Origin of the sequence: Mesorhizobium sp. BAC0120 (genome assembly GCF_033542235.1) — a bacterium.
Lineage (GTDB): Bacteria > Pseudomonadota > Alphaproteobacteria > Rhizobiales > Rhizobiaceae > JAWRCU01.
Genome location: NZ_JAWRCU010000001.1, coordinates 480,092 through 497,740 on the forward strand (window position 1 = coordinate 480,092; position 17,649 = coordinate 497,740).

Genomic DNA, 17,649 nt, shown 5'->3' on the forward strand with positions numbered 1-17,649 from the left:
AGCATTCCCGGCTGACGTTAGGCGTCTTCTCTGGAACTCATATGTCGACAGGCGGCGATGGGACGTGACCGAGAACCGCCAGAAAGCCGCGCGCCATCCAGACCAGGTCGGAGGCGATCGTGCGTCGTGGATAGTAGGAAAGGTCGATCCTCGCCTTGGCTGGAAACAGAGCCTCGCGATAGAAACGGATCGGGTCCATGGACTGGGGAAACAAGTAGGCTTCATGCCGGAACAGGACCTGCGTCGGACCCAGCAAGCCCGGCCTGTATTTGAGGACGGCCTCGAAGCCGCCACGGAAACAATCGGCAAAAGCCGGGCTCTCGGGCCGCGGGCCGACAATGGCCATGTCGCCTATGAGGACATTCCACAGCTGTGGCAACTCGTCGAATTTCGTGGCAGCGAGGAACCGACCCACTGTCGTCATACGACTGTCGCCCGCGACGGTCAGAGCGAGGTCATGAGCGCTACATTGCGCATGGAATTTGCGGAACTTGAACATGCGGAAGGGACGTCCACCGGCACCGATGCGGGTCTGCACGAACAGGACGGGGCGCCCCCCTTCGAACAAAAGGGCCGCGGCGATCAACAGCATCAATGGCGCGAAGACTATCGCTACGGCGGCCGCAACGGCGAGATCCATCGATCGTCTCGCAAAGCCATGGGGGGAGCTTGAGACCGGACGCAGGTCAAAAGACAGGTCCAAAGACAGGTCCAACTTGTTCATACGGCAGCTCCCGTCCGGGCGCTGCTGCCAAGCGCGGTTGTCAGAGCAGCCACGACCGCTTCCACCACGGGTGAGGTGAGCTGGGGGTGCAGCGGAATAGTCAACTCCCGCTGGGCAAAGTCCTCTGTCCGCGGCAAGCTGGTGTCGGGAAAAAGCTCTCGATAGAGCGTCAGCTGATGCACCGGCGGATAGTGGATGGTGGTCTGTATCTGCCGGGCGCGCAGGTCGTCGATGATGTCCTGTCGTGTTACAGAACCCGGCAGAAGGATCGGCATGATGTGGTAGGCCGACGTTCGCGGTTCGCTGAATGGAATTGTCACTGCCGGGCAATGTTTCGCGATAAGGCGCCGATACAGGACGACCAGGATGCGCCTGATCTCATTCCATTCCTGCAAGCTCTGCAGCTGAACCAGTCCGATCGCTGCTCGCATTTCGTCCATACGGTAGTTGAAACCGAGCATTGCCACATCATATTGCGGTGTGCGGCTGTTCAGTCGTTGGCGTGTGCCGGTCGTCAGCCGTGACCGCGAGCCAGGCGGATCGTTGCAAGGAGCTTGGGGTCGCGGGCGATCACTGCTCCTCCTTCGGCCGTGGTCATGTTCTTGTTGCCATAGAAGGAGAAGGCAGCCGCGGCACCGTAGGTTCCCACCTCCTTCAGGCCGGGCGCGTGTGCGGCATCCTCGACGAGATGCAGGTCGTGCGCGCGGGCGAACGTCTGCCATTCCTTACGATTGGCGAGGTAGCCGGCGAAGTGCACGAGAATGATCGCCTTGGTTTGTGACGTGCACCGCGCTTCAGCCTGCTCGATGGACATCAGCGGAACGTCGGCTGACTCGATGTCGACAAAAACGGGAGTTGCGCCGACATAAAGAACAGCATTCGCGGTCGCCACGAAGGTCATGGAGGGGACCAGCACCTCGTCGCCTCGCCCGATCCCGAGAGCGTACAGGATGAGATGAAGCGCCGCGGTACAAGAACTGACCGCAACACAATCCTCCGCCCCATGCATCTCGGCAAAAGCCTGTTCAAAGGCTCGCACCTGCTCCCCCATGGTCAGCCAGCCGGTGTCGATGACCTTGGACAAAGCGGCCTTCTCCGGCGCACCCAAAACGGGGGCACTGACCAAGAGCATTATGCCCTCCTAGACAGCTTCCTGCGGGGCGGGATGGTGATGTTCGTCATGCGGCCGCGACCGCGACTTCGACCGAGGCCGACTGCTCCTCCCAGGAGATCGCTTGCGCGCTCTGAAAATCGGAGACGCACCCAATGTCGAGCCAGAGGCCATCATGCTTGTATACGTGGATGGTCTTGCCGGCTTGCATCATCTGAAGCATCAGATCGTCGAACCCGAAGGTAATGCCGGACGGGATGAACTGGAGAACATCTGGGTTCATGCAGTAAATGCCCATGCTGACAAGGTGAGCGAACGTCGGTTTCTCACGGAAGACCTGCACGGTATCGTCGACTTCGTCTATGACGCCGAAGTCGATCTTGGTCAGGCGACAGGCCGTGGCGATCGTCACGGGACCGCCGTGCTTGTGGTGCGCCGCCACAAACCGGCTGAGGCTCAAGTCAGTAAGGACATCACCGTTGAGAACGAGGAATGGTTCCGTCAGTTCGTCCCGGATCAGAGAGAGGGGCCCGATCGTGCCCAACGGGTCCGTCTCCTGCGTGTAGTGAATTCCTAGATTCCACTGCGAGCCATCTCCGCATACGGTACGGATCAGGTGACCGAGATAGCCGGTCGTTATATACACCTCCAGGACGCCATTGCGCCGCAGCCATTTAAGCAGCAACTCGAGAACCGGTCGGGCACCGATCGGCATGAGCGGCTTCGGCAAGACCGATGTGAAGGGGCGAAGGCGTGTTCCCATTCCACCACATTGAATTACCGCTTTCATCCGATCCTCCCGACTTCATTCGACCCCAACGTCATCGTCACGGTCGGCTGCCAGGCAGACGCACGGAAGTCGTGCTCATGTTCCTCCCGGAACGTCAAAGATCGGCACGATCCCTTTCGAACTCGGGTGGGCATCCGAACCCTAGGGGCATGGTATGGGCGTGCTCGGTGGATGTCGTCGTGCATTTGAATGGTGCCATTCAATCAGCTCCGGTGCTCAGATGGCGGGTGCCGCCGAAGGGCCGAGGAGGAGCCGATCGCAAGAGGCCGGATACCGGCGATCAGCACCTGGCCCGAGGCAGAGCTGGAACGTGTGCTCGGAGCGAACAGGAAGCGGCACGGCGCCGAAAACGGGCCTCACATCTCCCGGCCGAGCGGGTGCCGGGAACAGCGCCAGTGTCGTCCGGCAATCAGCCTTGAGATTGCAAAAAGGGAACTTTTTCGCTTTTTAGAATTCGCTTTTTAGAATTATTTATATTAACGATATTGCATGTGCAGGCGCGGAGCTACAAGCTGAGCCTGCGTTGGGTTTGGCGATGGTTTCCAAGGGCCATCGCAGCATTTTTTATCGCAGCATTTTTTGTACATTTCACCACAATGGAGGGTAACAAAAGGGTTGCGGTGAGTTGGAAGGAACCTGCTCACTGAAAACCGGGTAGGCGTTGAGGTGGTGTAATGTATCGGATCGTCATCGCTGACGACCACGGCCTATACCGCCGCGGGCTCCGATTGGCACTGACGGCAGGCATTCCGGATGTCGAGATATTTGACGCTGCATGCTTCGATGGCGTGCTCGCTCTTCTAGAGGAACAAGCATCTATCGATCTTGCCATTTTGGACCTGAACATGCCGGGCCTGTTCGATCAGGAAGTGCTTGGCGATGTTCTTTCGGCCTATCCCCGCACACGCTTCGCAATCGTATCCGTCGACGATTCACGCGCGGAGATACTCAAGGCACTTTCGATTGGGCTGCAAGGCTACATCGTAAAATCGCAAAAGGACGAGGAGGTCGTGCTTGCGGTGAAGGAAATCCTCTCCGGCCGCATCTACGTTCCGGCGCTCCTCTCTCGGGCATCTACGGCACACGGGCCGCATATGTCTCTACCTTTTGAGGCCCCGCCACCCCGACGGCGACAGCCCCCCGACAATCTCACCAGGCTGACATCCAGGGAAAAAGAAGTCCTCAAGCTGATGGCGGAAGGGTGCTCGAACAAGGAGATTGCTCGCAACTTGGATATTGCCGAAGCAACAACGAAAATCCACGCTGCGGCCATTCTCCGCAAACTTGGAGTACGAAATCGGACCGAAGCAGCCGTTTTGCTGCAAACCTCGCTTTCCCGAATGTGACTTGCAGCCGCCTGTTCAAGTCGGATCGCGACGCCGCTCTATTCACTTGCGGGCGCATCGGACTTCTCCGAAAACCGACGCGCCGGATGCGCTAGGATCCAATTTCCTTCCTCGACAGCCGCAACGAATATCGAAGTCCGCGCTCTGATATCTCCAGTTTCGGGGAATGGCCGACAAGCGGGGTGCCGTCCGCGCCGATTATCATCGAGCCGAACCCGTGGCGCCCAACCTTCCCGCTTCTCCCCCGCCCCGATTCCACCCAATCGAATACGATGGACTCATCCGCGCAATCGGATGCGACTCCCCATTTCACCTCGATCCGGCCTTTTGGATCACTTAGCGCCCCATATTTCACGGAGTTGGTCGTCAGTTCGTGAAGAACCATCGCAAAGCTCTCCGCGGCGCCACCTGACATCAGGATGGAGGGACCGCTTATTGTTATCTCCCGCGTCTCGGCAAAGGGCTGCAACTCCCGGTCCACGAGCTCGCGCAGCACCCCAGACGAACTGCCATGACGAGCAAGAAGCAGATGGGTCGCTTCCAACGTTCTGATCCGGTCGATCAGCATCTCCTTGTACCTGGCGACGTCGTTCTCAGGAACATTGATCATGTTTATCAAGGCCGTCATCACGGGGAACAGGTTGCTGAACCGATGGCGCTCCTCGAGTATGATGCGCTCGCGCTTTTTGGCGGCGTCACGCAAAAGGATGATTTGTCGCTGCTCAGTCACGTCGGCGGCCACTCCAACGCGCATCGACCTGTCATCATTGATTTCCTCTCGTCCGCGCAGAGCAACCCAGCGGACGTGGTCGTTCGTCCGGCGGACACGAATCTCGGCGTCGTAGTTCACTGCCGATGAGGGCTTTGCCGGGCCAGCCAGCTTCGGCCAGTCCGCAGGATCGACAACGGCCGAGAGTTCTTCCAAGTGGCGGACCGGGGCTGGCGGCAAGCCCAGAATGTCCCAGAACTTTTCGGAGCCTGCAATGGTCATGTCGTTGAAGTCTATTCGCCATGTACCCAGGCGCCCGGCAGACAGGGCGAGATCCAGCCACTCCTTTTGAGCGCGGAGCGTTTCGTGTGCCTTTCGTCGTTCCGAAATATCGTCGACGACGACGAACACGCTGTCGGCGAAGAGCTCATCCTGCTGCGACGACGAGAACGTCAGACGAGCCCACAATGCCGTGCCGTCCTTTGTTAGCAGACGAACCTCCGCATCGAACGAAGCGGTACTGTTGCCCAGGGATCTCAACTGCTCCAGCACGGCAACTCGATCCTCAGCATGAATGAGTGCCTCGAGCTTCAGCCGAGCAAGTTCGTGCTCCTCTCGGCCGGTCATCTCACAGAAGCGTTTGTTCGATTGCAGCAACTCGCCATGTCGATTGGTGGTTATGAATCCCATGGCAGCACGCTCAAAAGCCCAGCGATACCGGCTCTCCGTCGCCTCGACCGCAACAAGCCTCGCCTCCGCCACCTCAAGCGCCTCATGCAACTCCCTTCGCAGGCGGTGCAATATCACCGCAATTACGCAGCCCGAAACCAGGAGGAAGATGGCGCGGGTCCAATCTTCGGCAGAGATTTGACCATTCTGGATGCTCCGCGCCCACAAGCCGGCGGTCGCCATCACAAGCGTCGCGGCGATCGCGGCCACACGACCTTCAAGGTATACAATGACAACAATCGCGGGGATGAATACTATGAACGCCCCGTTCTGGCCGACATGTATCCAGTTTGTTGCTTCGAATACTATCGAGGCTGCCAGCACCGCTACGGAAGCCACGTGAGCCGGCCGTGTTCCTGGCACGCTCGAATTCAGCCAACGCAAATACGAACCCATGTACCAGACTACATCCTTCTGACTAGCTCGTCGAGACTAGGCCGTGAGGGGGCAACCTAATACCACGGTCGGATTGCCACGCCTTAGCCGACGAATAAGATCAGCTCGCAAGGGCTCACCGGAACCAAATGTTTCAACGAATGCGGCGGATAATTCTTCCGCATATTCCGGCCGCGCCGAATCCAAGGGAGACGAACGCCTCCAAGTCGAAATCGAGGTAGCCGCAAGTAAATTCGCAATATTTACTTCTGCGGAGGCAACGAGCGTTGACGGTGGAAACAATGGCTCTGACTGGCAAGCACAACGATCGGAGTGTGAGCAACCAATACATTTCACTGGAGAAAAGGTATGACTGCCAAGCCCATCCGGCGGCCCCTTCACATGCTTCAAACAATTCAGATCTCTCAGGCGGCTGGGTTGGCAGGCCGGAGCGTCGCAGTTTGGAATCCGTCACAGGCCTGCTTGAGCGCATCGGATGCGGTTATCTTGTACTGAACCGCGAGAAGAGGGTGATCGAATGGAATGCAGCCGCTCAAGAGACACTTGAGCGCCAGGGCGAAACGGCCGAGACGGCCAGCCAGCTTTCAGGCGCGGTCAAGCGGCTCGTGGCGAACGTTCCGGTGCGTTTTGTGCCGGGTTCACTCTTATGGGTTGTGATCCGCAGCGGAGGCGACAGACCGGCGGTATTGAACGAAATGGGCGTCGTCGCACATGACGGAACGAGTATCGTCGCGTTGCTGGATCGCGAGAACAGATCGGCGGCCAATCCCCAGACGCTGCAGAGGATGTTCGGTTTGACGAGCGCGGAGACGCGCCTCGCGCTGCGCTTGGCGCATGGCGACGCGCCGTTGGAGATTGCCCGCAGTTGGCGACTCAGCCGAACCACGATCCGCTCCCAGCTTGCATCGTTGTTCGCCAAGACAGCGACGAAACGACAGGCGGAGCTGGTAGCGCTTCTGGGGCGCATTTCCGTCCTGCCGTGAGGGCCAGGCGCAACCGGCACCTGCAAGACAAACTCAAAGCATCCGCCAGATCGAGGCCTTGGCCGCACGGATGACGTCATCCAGTGGCTGCCCGGCATCGACGCTCACCACAGCGGCGCCCTCGAAGGCCAATTGCTGCAGAGCCGACGTCCGCTTTTGGATGACCAGGGGATCCATGTCCGGCTCGCGCGTCATGATGATTTCGGGCGTCGTCTGCAACTTGATCACGAGATCCGGCGGCAGTTGCCGGGCAAGTGCATAGGCGTTGGCCTCGAACCGTCGAAGCCAGGCCGGAACCTGCGCCAGCCGTGGCAACAGGGGTGCATCGTTGAAATCCGGGATCTGATCCTGGGGAAATCTGTCGACGATGACGACCATTCCTCGATCCGCTCCACGACGGACCGCGATCAGCTTCATCGACTTCTCGGCGGCAACGACAGTTGCCCAGATGGTGAGAAGGATGCTGTAGAACAGCCCAGGTGCGCGACTCGAGACTGGGCCGTGAGAGCTCCCCGCGGGTTTAGTTCGAAGCGCCCAGGTCGCTACCGGCACGAACAACTTGAACGGCAGCAGCAAAAGCGACGGCCTGCCGCCCCCCGTGCCCAAATAGACCGGAAGCACGTCGACCTCCGATCCAAGCCATTGGCGGATCGCTGCGACCAAGGTTGTCTTGCCGCTCCCATCGAGACCAACCACGGCCACAACGATGCCGCCGCCAGGGGCACGGCGGCTCCACGGTCGGGGACTATTGAGGAACCGCTTGTTCAAGGCCCCAACGGTCCAGAGGACGGCTCGGCCGATGCTGCGCAGGCGAACCTCGACGGTGCCGTAGCTGCGATATGCGGCCAGTTCTTTGCGAATACGCCGGCGAAGACGATGCTGGGTTGCGAGAGGCTGGGGCTCGAACAGCTCACCGGCAATCGCCTCGGCCAGGTCGTCATTCATGAGCTTTGCCGCCAGATTACGAACACTGCGCGGATCGACGCGAGATGCCAGATCCAATCGGTCGAGCTCGAATTTCTCCTGCGCCGCCCGCCACCGGCGAAGTGTGACGGGATCCCGAAGCCGCAATTCCAGACTGGCTCGCACCAACAGGAGAAGTGCTTCGCTTACCGGATCCAGTACCCGGATGGGCAGTGTCGGGTGCGGAATTGCCGAGGCCAGAATGATCTGCTCCCATGGAAGTTGATAGTTCTTCAGGAGTCGCTCGCCGACAACGAGGCGGAAGTGAACATGCAGATGGACGATGCGGCCACTCGGCTCATCATAGCCAAGAAAGCTCTGTATCGCGGGATGGTCCCGACAAGGTACGGACTCGAAGCGCTTGAGGCCACAGGTCATTAGGGCTCGGGCAGCCAGATGCTGATCTGACCTGGCAACCAGCAGATCGAGATCCGACTCTCCTCGCAAGACGGCCTGAAGACGTCGGCTGCTCTTCCAATAGCAGCACTCGACGTTGTTTTGGCGCAGGGCAGTGAGCGCCGCGAGCAGAATGTCCAGAACCCCAGATTCCCTGCCCCATGCGACGTCGGCGCCTCCTCCACCGACGACCGCTGGGGCCGCTCGGGAATTGGGCTTTGACCATGGAAGCACACTGTCCAGATAACCCGCGAATGTCATGGTGCCGACCTCCAGCGGAGAGACATGCTGCTATCCCCACCGAACGTTGGGTTGTCCCGGCCTGATCGCCAAGGCTGCGACGATCAGACCAGGCAGGATTTGCATCTGGTTGCGGATAAAGATTGCCATCGCGAGGTTCCAGGCAACCAAAGCAAGCGTAACGCCCGTCGCCGCTCCGATCGTGCCGCCCAGAACCATGCCGGCGGCGCAGGCCACGATGTTGGCCATCGCGCCGAAAACCATCGTCATTGCAGCGGCCCATTCATGTCCGGTCATCGTCAGAAGGTTCTGTTGAGGTCCAAAGAGCGCGGTAAGGACATAACCGACGATGAGTATCCGTGCGACCGGTGCTCCTGACGCAAATTCAGCACCGAACCAGCCCAGGAGCGGTTCGGTGACCAACAGCAATGGGATTGCCACCGCCACCGCACCGACGAAGCATAGAACGGTGGCTCGCGAAAACAGACGTTGCAACGCCTCGTGATCCTTGCGCGCATGAAGATCGGCCGCTGCCGGCGAGAACATCGTGCCGACGGCGAAACGCGAAAGACTCACCAGCAACGCGACGTTCAGGCCTAGGGCAAAAATGCCGGCCTCGCGGATTTGGCCGGTCCAGCCCAAAAGCACGACCCCGGTGCGGCTTATGAAGACATCGAGCCCGGCAATGAGCGTGATCGGGGGGACTGCGGACCACCATTGACGCGCGGCGTAGGCCACTTGCGCGTCTTGCAAGCCCGCCGGCCGAAGTCTCATCGCTGTGACGAGCACGAGCGCCACGGTTGCTGCCGAACTTGCGATGACCGCCACCATTGCGAGCGATGCATCCAGAACCCACCAGTTCGAAAGCGCCGCGCCGCTCAGTAACAGCAGCAAAAGCCCGTCGCGTACGATACGCTCGGGCAAAAGAGCCGACACCACGCCCCCGAAAGCGCGCACGACGGTCGCGCCAAGTGCGTAGGTCGTGATCAACGGCACGGCTGCCATGCCCAGCAGCATCGTGGACCGAAGCTCGGGATCAAGATGTCCCCAGAGATAGACGAGTCCCGCTCCGCCACACCCGGTCAGTATAGCCGCCAGCAGCGACCACCGCAGCGCAAAGATGATTACCCCACGCGCCAGGTCCAAGCGCCCGGCGGCCCTGTATTCCGGCACGAAACGCAGGAGCGAGACGTTGAAGCCGAGCGTCGTGAGGTACGCGAGAAAGGTGCTCCAGGCCAGAGCGTAGGAATAGATACCGTAACTCGTGGCGCCGACAAGACGTGCGATCAGGAGTTGGGCCAAGCTGGTGAGCCCGGCGCCCCCGATATAGACAAGAAGGGCGTAAGCGCTTGCATGAACGAGGCGCCGGCCAACTTCGCCCTGCTGAGCGGACGAGGCACCGCCGACCAGCGGATGCTCTTCGGAATGGTCGTCGCTATCTCGTACCGTCCGTGCCGGAGCCCGGTCGGCAATTCGCTCCGTTTCCGCGCTGTTGATGCCGGGAGCTTCGATCTGAGACAGTCGCGCCAGGATCGCCTGTTCCACCATGTCAAGGCCATCAAAGGTTGATTTCTGATCGACTGGTTGAACCGAAATAATATTTTCGTGGGATCGAGAAAGAATATTTCCAATGTTCTCAAATATGCGAAAGGATTTCATGTTGACGGAGACGTCCGCTTCAAAGATTCGTTCGGCTGCGGGTTCGAACATCATCCTTGCACGCAGCCGCATCTCGACGACATCGCGCGGCACCGCCATCCGTACCGCCAAATCAACTTTGGGGATGAAGCCGAGCGCCTGCGCGATCAGCGCGTCATTTGTCGCACCGCTGAACATCGCCAGAGACCCGACAGCCTGAACAAAGCCTTGGTCAAATATCGTTATGTCAGCCGATTGCTTTGCCCACCTCCAACAACTGGACAGGCGCAAAATATATTGCCAGAGTCTGATGCGCCAGATCTTACTTTCAGCAGGCAGAAGCCTTGTCAGATTACTACTTAAAGTCAGACCGTCCTTTATTTTAAAGTATGATACATATATTATAAATATTGAAAATACAGCTGACAAAATTCTCGCAGAGACGGAATTTATTCCAAAGATATCCCAACCGCCACCCTTGTTGCGGGGTTGATAACAAAGGACGACGTTGGCCTTATATCCTCTGCAGCGCAAGCGCTCGGCGAGCGCCTGCGCCATGGTTGTCTTGCCAGATCCCGCTGGCCCGAAGAATTCAACTATCATGCCAATTCACATCCATGTTGAGGTATCTTGGCACTGTCACCGTCGCACGCTCACAAAGCGGCGGGTAGTTGTCGTCGCGGTCAAGGGCGGGCGAGCAAAAGGTCACCACGGTCCCCGAACCGATAGCTGGCATGTTGCTTTAGATTTACCTGCGTCAGCACGCTGCTGACGGAGGCGGGCAGCTGCCAGGGCAGTTTCTCCTTAAGGCCGATGAACTCGAGGACGCCTCGTGCGGTGTCTCGCCGCGTCTCGCCCCAGCGGACGGTCAGGAGGACGGCGTCCGCCCAACGAGTGAGCAGTCTCGTCTCGGGTCCCACTGGGCCTGACGGGCCATCGATAATCACGACGGTGTATGTCTCGCGCAGCTGATGCATTCGGTCCGCTGTCGATACGAGATGCAGGACATCATCCGAAATCGATGGCGCAGGCATGTAACTGACGTGCATTTCCGGCATGTCTTCAGTCGTTTCGGACAGAGCGCGCTTGCCACTCAGGAAATGGGCAACGGTGCAACTCGTCTTGGACGTGCTGAACTCATCGCGAAACTCGCGCGTTATCCGCGCTCCCTGCTGATCAAAATCCAGGAAGAGCACGCGCTCCCCGAGCCGCGCTGCGGTCACTGCGAGGCTCCATCCAAGCGATGTCTTGTCTTCGCTGCGGCCGCCGGACATGACCAGGATCACGCCGGGCAAGCGCGATTTCGCATTTACCAGGGAAATCAGCAGTGAACCGACTGCGCGAGTGTAGGGGGCCTTGTGTTGCCCCAGCAGCAGATCGCAAAGTCGCCTCGCCCGCGGCCGACCGGTCTTTGGAAGGAGGCCGGCGCACGGGATCCCCAGGGCGGCCTCGGCTTCCGCCTCGGAGCGCAAAGTTCGATCGAGGCGCTGGCGCGCGAGTACAAAAACGGCGGTAGCGAGGCCGAACACGATCATCCCGGGGGGAACCAGAAAAATCGGAGGCAGCGTCTGCGGACGCGTTGGCGGCCAGGCCTGGGACAGGATCGCCAAGCCCGCAGCGGGGGACCCGATCCGCTGGAGCAAATCCTGTTGTCGGGTCAACAATTCGTTGTAGCGCTGAGATATGACATCGACCTGCAATTCGAGTGCGCGCAGACCTGAAAGACGGCTGACCGCATCGGCTGCAGCCGCTTTGAGCGCTTCGCGACGCTCCTCGAGCGATGCTATTTGCGCGTGATAGATGCGCCTTTCGCTATCGAGGCGAGCAATCTGCCCGTCGATCTCACCCGTTATCGTCCGGCGCAGATCCGGGTCAGTCTGGGTCGCAGGGCGGCCGTTGACTTGAGCATGGTCCGTCGCGCGCGCGACGAGATCACCCGGTCCCGGCGACCCGATTGCCGCAGCCAGATCCGCGGCCGGCGCATCGGTCTTGCGAAGATCCTGAACGTGTTCGACACGCGTTTCGACTGCGGCCAGGTCCGCCTTGGCCAAAGATATCTGCCGGCCGAGTTCAGCGATCTCCCGGGCGCTGACATCCGCGCTTCCTTGATCCGGAGCACCGTTGGTCGAGCGATAGGTCTGCAGTCGTTCCGTGGCACGCGTCAGCTCGCCTTGCATCTCGGGCAATCGGGAGACGATCGAGGCGAGCTCACTTTGGTCTGAGGCGAGGTTTTGCCGAACTAGATTGTCGATGTAAACGGCTGCAACTGTGTTCGCAATTCGCGCGGCGCGAACCGGGTCGGTGTCGGTGAACCCGATGCTGATGATTCTGGAGTGCAGCTCTTGGCCGACCCTTAGTCCCGCGTCCAATGTCTTAAGAGCTGCCGCGTCTGCCAATTCAGGCGCTGCGGTGGGACCCTGGCGGTTGAGCAAGGCCCGCGGCAAGAGAGTGCTGACCCACGCCAACGCCTTCCGCGCGATGCCAGCGTCCGAATCTGCCCACGCCAAGCCCGACCCCGCCGGACCTTGCTGCTTGTCCGCCTTTCGCAGAGCCGCGATAACATTCCTCAGATGCGCCTCTGAGGAAAGTTCCGTCAGATGGCCATCGACAGTTGCGGACAAAATGTCCTGCGTCGCATTCGGCCTGCCTGCGGCGGCACTGCTGCTGGGCAGGTCGACGATCACTTGCATGGTGGCTTCGTAAAGGGGCGCGCGCGCCATCCCGGCAAATCCGGCCAGAATGCCGCCCAGGATGGCCATGCCGAAGATGAGCCACTTTTTCCCCCAAATCGCGCCCACGACCTGCTGGAAGGGTGTTGAGCTATCTGTCTTTTCGAGAGATGGCCGCGGCAATCGCACTTCGGATTTGTCAGCCGGAGCCGGCGATTTCTTTGACCGCGGAACTCGAGTGTGGTTCAATCCAGTGTGCCTCATTCAGTCACCCCAGCAGCGCGTACTCACCCGGCAAGGTTTCCTCCGACGCGGCCGACCGCCTGGCTTCATTGCGCCAGGTCTGGAACATCAGCACGGACCACAGTTCGCGAGCATGGTCCTGCCTTCCATCAATGTGGTCACGCCAACAGGCATCGACTTTCGCAAAGTCGAGAAGCTCGTCTCGCGAGAGGCGAATATCGGAGAGAATATCCGAGGCCCAAGCGCGCAGAGGCTCTTTCAGCCAAGCCCCAACCGGAACGTCGAAGCCTTGCTTAGGCCGATCGATCAGCCGCTGCGGAAGATAGCGACGGAGCAACTGGCGAAGGATCCACTTGCCTCTGCCATTTCGAACCTTGGCGGCCGCCGGGAGGCGCCACGAGAATTCGACGACGCGATGGTCGAGAATGGGGCATCGCCCCTCGAGGCTGTTCGCCATGCTCGCGCGATCGAGCTTTACCAGTATGTCGCCGGGCAAATAGCCGGTCATGTCGTCGAACAAGAGACGGGACAGCAGGTCGTCGAACTGGGGTGCGCCGGCATTGTGTGTCGACGGCCCGCAATGAACGAGGTTATCGCTCGGAGACCCCGTTAGCCGCTGGAGCAATTCGTCCTCATCTGCCGCAGCGAGCAGGCTGGCGAGGCGACTTAGCCGGTCGCTCCGCAATGCGTGCCGTAAACTTGGCGAAATCGGCAGGCGGCCAATGACATCGTGCCGGGAGCACCGGGCCAGCCCCCCTGCCCCTGCAGCCAATATCCAACGAAGTCCTGGGGGAAACTCATGCAGATTTCTCAGGCGGTTCGCCAGGAAGTGCCGGGAATAGCCTGCGAAGCATTCATCGCCACCGTCACCCGAAAGCGCCACCGTCACGTGCTCGCGGGCGAGCCGCGATACCAGCAATGTCGGGATTTGCGATTCATCTGCAAAAGGCTCGTCCCAGATGCGCGGCAACTCCGGGATCACGTCGCGCGCAGCGGTCGGTGAAAGGTGAAGTTCGGTATGGTCGGTGCCAAGGTGCCGTGCCACAGCTGCCGCATGCGGGGCCTCGTCAAAGCCCGGTTCCCCAAAAGCTATGGTGAAAGTCCGCACAGGCCTGTCGGATTGCGCCTGCATCAGCGCGACAACGGTCGAGCTGTCTATTCCGCCTGACAGGAAGGCACCGAGCGGCACGTCAGCAACCATCCGTTCACGCACGGCAAGACCAAGCAGATTCTCGAGCTGGGTCGTCAGTTCTTCATCGCCGCAGACAATCTGTTCGCGCCGCGCTTTCGCAGCGACCTCCGCGAGCGACCACCAGTGCCGGATCCGATGCGCGAGAGAGCCGCTGGCACGAGCATCCGCAAAATCCGCGGCAGTCACAGATAGAACCGAACCCGGCGGCAGCTTGAACACCCCTTGCCAAATGCACTTGTCATCAGGCACCCATCCCTTCGAAAGCATCGTCGCCGCTGCATCGAGGTCGAGCTCGGGGGAGAATCCCGGGAAACCATTCATCGCCTTCAACTCCGAGGCGAAGATCAGCGCTTCTCGTGTCGAGGCGATGTAGAGCGGCTTCTTGCCCATCCGGTCGCGGGCAAGATGGAGGACCCTTGTCTTTAGATCCCACAGCCCAAATGCGAACATGCCGGCGAAGCGCTTCAGGGCCGCATCGAGCCCCCAGGTCTCGATCGCACACAGCATGACTTCGGTATCGCTGGTCCCGCGGAAGGAGTGGCCCGTGCTTTCGAGATCGCGGCGCAGATCGCGGAAATTATAGATCTCGCCGTTGAAAGTGATGACATGCCGACCGCTTGCGGAACACATCGGCTGGCGGCCCGCCTCCGACAGGTCGATGATGGCAAGCCGCCGATGACCGAGGGCAAGGCCGGCTTCGCGGTTTACCCAGAATCCCTCACCATCAGGCCCTCGGTGATGAAGGGCTGAGGTCATTTGGGCTATTGCCCTCAGCGACCCCGTATGGACGGCATGGGGCGCCAGCAAAATTCCGGCAATCCCACACATCCTAGTAGCCTCGCTGGGGAACGGTCGCCGGAATAGCTCGCGGAGTTCCGGCCACAAGGCAGATGGACAGCGCGTACCACACGATCGGATGGCGGATGATGAGATGCGGGATGCTGAAGACGACAATCGATGCGACGAGCGCCAAAAGGGCATCCAGCTTCGCGCGCCATGCCGATAAGGTGGCTGAGCCCACGATCCATGCGAGAGCCAGGACAGCGACCAGGCCGCCCTGGGTGTAAACATCCAAGACCGTGCTGTGAGCCTCGAAGGGCCGCGGCAGGAACTGCTTGTCGGTGATCGGGGGACGTTCGAGGTGCGGTCCTGGACCGAGGCCCAGCGAACCCGATCTCAAGCCATACTCCAGAGCCTGACTCCAGAGATACAGGCGAAGCGCGGCGGTTTCCTCGGTAGCTTCGCCGCCTCTGTCCTTTGTCAGGCTCATGGCGTAGTCCTCGACATTGCTGACCTGATCGAGGGCATAAGGGGTGATCGACACTGCGAGTGGCAGGCAGCCGATAAAGAACAGGACGGCAATTTGCCGGCAAAGGCTGGACTTGCCGCCTTCGGCCGCGAGCCAGGTACGAAGCCGAAGTCCCAGAAAAATTAAATAGGTTAGGACCGTTGCGTAGAGAAAGGTATCGCTCTTTGTCAGCCTTCCAACATAGAAGGCCATAACCAGGGTACATAGCCCGAGTAACCTCCCCCATTGATTGCTGGTGGTGGTTGCGAGATGCATGGCCAGCGGCGCAAAGAGGGCGCAATAGATTGCCAGCTGGTTCGGATTGTCGGACCAGCCTTTGAAGCGGTCCCAGAACCATGGCTCGACTCCGGACTGGTGAACCCAACCCCAGCCAAGCCCGACCTGCCACGCAAAGGCTGCATTCGCGAATGCGAGAACCCACCAACCGGTGCGGCGCAGTTGACGATCAGCTTCCGGCTCCGCAACAGCCAGGCATGTCATGCAGACCACCAGCAGGTAGGCGAAGGTATCATGCAGCACAGGGGCGAGCGGCAGGGTGGTCGTCAGATAGCCGACGATGGCGCCCACCCCCAGGGCAAATGTCAGGAGCACCCAGAACCCTGCGAACCGGGTCAGCGCCGGTGAAGCCTCCAGGCGGCCGCCCGCAAGAACCCGCCCGATCGACAGGATAATCCAGAGCGACAGGAACAGCTCGGCGTAGCCTATCGGCAACCTCGGAACGGTGAGTTGGGTCGCATAGGCCATCACGATGCCAAGAGCCATTATCGCGGCGCGGATCATTGTCGCGCCTCATCGAACGGGTGGCGTCCCGTATCCGTTGCTATCAAGGGCTTGGACGCCGAGCGTGGCAGATGGCAACGAACTCCGCCGCTGAGGACGCCCTCGTAGAGCTCGCAATACTGGTCGACCACCCACGGCAGCGAAAACCGCTCCCGGACAAATCCGACCGAACGGGCCCCCATAAGTCTTCCACGAGCGGGGTCGGACAGGATATCGATTATTCGTGATGAGAGAGCTGCTGCGTCACCGGGCGGGACGAGATAGCCGTTCCAGCCGTCCTTCACCACGTCATTGCAGCCGGGCATCCTTGAGGCCACGATCGGCAAGCCGGCCAATCCGGCCTCCAGTAGGACACGCGGGATGCCCTCCCGGTATTGCGTGGGGAATACGAACACATCACCGAGGCCCAGCAGCGCTGGAACATCCCGCCTTGGTCCGAGGGCGACCACATAGGGAGCGTATCGGTCGATCTCAGCCTTCCGGACAGCAAACGGACCCTCGGATTCTCTCGGCCCAACGAGCACGAAACGTGCATGGGGCCTTTCGGAGAGGATGCGGGGGAGCGCCTCGAGGAGGGTCGGGATTCCCTTCTGGCGCGTCAGTCGGCCGACAAAGATCACAACTTCGGCGGACTGAAGCCCAAGCTCGTTACGCATCGCCGTAACCGATGGGGCGCGATGCCTTGCCGCTGCGAACGCATCCACGTCGATTCCGGAACTAGCGATCAGCCGTGCCTTGCCGGCTGCAACCAGTCGATAGCGTTCGAAGAACGCCTGGTCGTCCCGATTTTGAAAGACGGTCATGGCAGTCCAGAACGACGAGAGCCATTGGAGCCCGCAAAAGATCGGGCGCAGGGCCAACGCCCTTGGCTCAAGCGAGGAAAATGTCCAGCCAAGGCCGTTGATGGTGCGGATGACCGGGGCCCGTCCGCGCACGGCCAACGGCGTCAGGAGATTGGGCTTGGTGTCGAAGCTCTGGATGACGTCAGGCCGCAGTTCCGACATCAATCTGCGGACCGAGCGGAGAGCGCTCCATCCCCCGCTGCCGGTTTCGAAGCGATCGAAGCCAAATCGGCGGTGTGGAATGGCATGGGAAGAAAAGGCGGCCCCATCGTCACTCGAGACCGCAGTGACCTGAAAACCCCTTTCTCGCAGCGCCAGCAGGAACGGGATTCTCAAGGGGTGATCCTCGCCACCCATGCAAACCAGGTGCGGATTCATGTCGCCCCTCCTGAAAAACGCGCGGCATTTCGCTTGCGCGACATCGATGATTTGCAGGTGCTCTTTCATTCGTGGGCTCGGCTTTCACGGCTCTCCTCATGCCGCGCAACCCACGCTAGGAGGAGCCTTGCCCACTGTCCTCGTCTGTTTGAATGAAAGGATCAGGGTTGCCCCGTCGCCCGAGGCGATCGTCAGAGAGGGAGGAAGGATC

Annotated in this window: 13 protein-coding genes; 2 read left to right on the forward strand and 11 right to left on the reverse strand. The window is 60.2% G+C overall.

All coding sequences use genetic code 11. From position 1 onward, the window contains the following. Positions 1–37: 37 nt before the first annotated feature. From SAZ10_RS02215 to SAZ10_RS02230, 4 genes are all read right to left on the reverse strand, one after another. A complete protein-coding gene (locus SAZ10_RS02215) occupies positions 38–640 on the reverse strand; it encodes a sugar transferase (protein WP_318607518.1) in 603 nt (200 codons plus the stop codon). An 80-nt stretch (positions 641–720) separates the two neighbouring features. Next, positions 721–1,185 carry a DegT/DnrJ/EryC1/StrS family aminotransferase gene (locus tag SAZ10_RS02220; RefSeq protein WP_318607519.1) on the reverse strand — a complete coding sequence of 155 codons (465 nt, stop codon included), beginning with the start codon at positions 1,183–1,185 and terminating at the stop codon, positions 721–723. Between the two features lie 53 nt (positions 1,186–1,238). After that, entirely contained in the window at positions 1,239–1,856 is a 618-nt protein-coding gene (locus SAZ10_RS02225; RefSeq protein ID WP_318607520.1) for a DegT/DnrJ/EryC1/StrS aminotransferase family protein, read from the reverse strand. A 46-nt stretch (positions 1,857–1,902) separates the two neighbouring features. Next, positions 1,903–2,625, reverse strand: coding sequence for an NDP-sugar synthase (locus tag SAZ10_RS02230; protein WP_318607521.1), 723 nt, complete (start codon positions 2,623–2,625; stop codon positions 1,903–1,905). A 674-nt stretch (positions 2,626–3,299) separates the two neighbouring features. Between SAZ10_RS02230 and SAZ10_RS02235 the strand changes: the two genes are divergently transcribed. Next, complete coding sequence (locus SAZ10_RS02235; protein WP_318607522.1) at positions 3,300–3,971, forward strand: response regulator transcription factor; 672 nt, start codon at positions 3,300–3,302, stop codon at positions 3,969–3,971. Positions 3,972–4,062: 91 nt separating this feature from the next. On the opposite strand, the gene SAZ10_RS02240 is transcribed toward SAZ10_RS02235, so the two are convergent. Continuing rightward, positions 4,063–5,748 (reverse strand): PAS domain S-box protein, encoded by a 1,686-nt coding sequence (locus SAZ10_RS02240; protein ID WP_318607523.1) that lies wholly within the window; start codon positions 5,746–5,748, stop codon positions 4,063–4,065. Between the two features lie 497 nt (positions 5,749–6,245). Between SAZ10_RS02240 and SAZ10_RS02245 the strand changes: the two genes are divergently transcribed. Next, complete coding sequence (locus tag SAZ10_RS02245; RefSeq protein WP_318607524.1) at positions 6,246–6,788, forward strand: helix-turn-helix transcriptional regulator; 543 nt, start codon at positions 6,246–6,248, stop codon at positions 6,786–6,788. Between the two features lie 33 nt (positions 6,789–6,821). On the opposite strand, the gene SAZ10_RS02250 is transcribed toward SAZ10_RS02245, so the two are convergent. From SAZ10_RS02250 to SAZ10_RS02275, 6 genes are all read right to left on the reverse strand, one after another. Continuing rightward, a complete protein-coding gene (locus tag SAZ10_RS02250) occupies positions 6,822–8,129 on the reverse strand; it encodes a hypothetical protein (RefSeq protein WP_318607525.1) in 1,308 nt (435 codons plus the stop codon). Between the two features lie 309 nt (positions 8,130–8,438). After that, positions 8,439–10,583 carry a lipopolysaccharide biosynthesis protein gene (locus SAZ10_RS02255; RefSeq protein WP_318607526.1) on the reverse strand — a complete coding sequence of 715 codons (2,145 nt, stop codon included), beginning with the start codon at positions 10,581–10,583 and terminating at the stop codon, positions 8,439–8,441. Between the two features lie 125 nt (positions 10,584–10,708). Further along, positions 10,709–12,823, reverse strand: coding sequence for an exopolysaccharide transport family protein (locus tag SAZ10_RS02260; protein WP_318607527.1), 2,115 nt, complete (start codon positions 12,821–12,823; stop codon positions 10,709–10,711). 139 nt (positions 12,824–12,962) lie between these two features. Next, positions 12,963–14,957, reverse strand: a complete 1,995-nt coding sequence (gene asnB, locus SAZ10_RS02265) for an asparagine synthase (glutamine-hydrolyzing) (protein ID WP_318607528.1) — start codon at positions 14,955–14,957, stop codon at positions 12,963–12,965. 1 nt (position 14,958) lies between these two features. Beyond that, positions 14,959–16,218, reverse strand: coding sequence for an O-antigen ligase family protein (locus SAZ10_RS02270; protein WP_318607529.1), 1,260 nt, complete (start codon positions 16,216–16,218; stop codon positions 14,959–14,961). Continuing rightward, complete coding sequence (locus SAZ10_RS02275) at positions 16,215–17,438, reverse strand: glycosyltransferase family 4 protein (protein WP_318607530.1); 1,224 nt, start codon at positions 17,436–17,438, stop codon at positions 16,215–16,217. Before SAZ10_RS02275 ends, SAZ10_RS02270 begins: the two co-directional genes overlap by 4 nt. Between the last annotated feature and the right edge of the window lie 211 nt (positions 17,439–17,649).

Excerpts from the sequence above, each read along its gene's own strand:
- SAZ10_RS02275 (WP_318607530.1), bottom strand. The coding sequence starts at position 17,438 with ATGAATCCGCACCTGGTTTGCATGGGTGGCGAGGATCACCCCTTGAGA.
- SAZ10_RS02255 (WP_318607526.1), bottom strand. The coding sequence starts at position 10,583 with ATGGCGCAGGCGCTCGCCGAGCGCTTGCGCTGCAGAGGATATAAGGCC.
- SAZ10_RS02235 (WP_318607522.1), top strand. The coding sequence starts at position 3,300 with ATGTATCGGATCGTCATCGCTGACGACCACGGCCTATACCGCCGCGGG.
- SAZ10_RS02250 (WP_318607525.1), bottom strand. The coding sequence starts at position 8,129 with ATGACCTGTGGCCTCAAGCGCTTCGAGTCCGTACCTTGTCGGGACCAT.
- SAZ10_RS02270 (WP_318607529.1), bottom strand. The coding sequence starts at position 16,218 with ATGATCCGCGCCGCGATAATGGCTCTTGGCATCGTGATGGCCTATGCG.
- SAZ10_RS02225 (WP_318607520.1), bottom strand. The coding sequence starts at position 1,856 with ATGCTCTTGGTCAGTGCCCCCGTTTTGGGTGCGCCGGAGAAGGCCGCT.
- asnB (WP_318607528.1), bottom strand. The coding sequence starts at position 14,957 with ATGTGTGGGATTGCCGGAATTTTGCTGGCGCCCCATGCCGTCCATACG.
- SAZ10_RS02215 (WP_318607518.1), bottom strand. The coding sequence starts at position 640 with ATGGATCTCGCCGTTGCGGCCGCCGTAGCGATAGTCTTCGCGCCATTG.
- SAZ10_RS02220 (WP_318607519.1), bottom strand. The coding sequence starts at position 1,185 with ATGCTCGGTTTCAACTACCGTATGGACGAAATGCGAGCAGCGATCGGA.
- SAZ10_RS02230 (WP_318607521.1), bottom strand. The coding sequence starts at position 2,625 with ATGAAAGCGGTAATTCAATGTGGTGGAATGGGAACACGCCTTCGCCCC.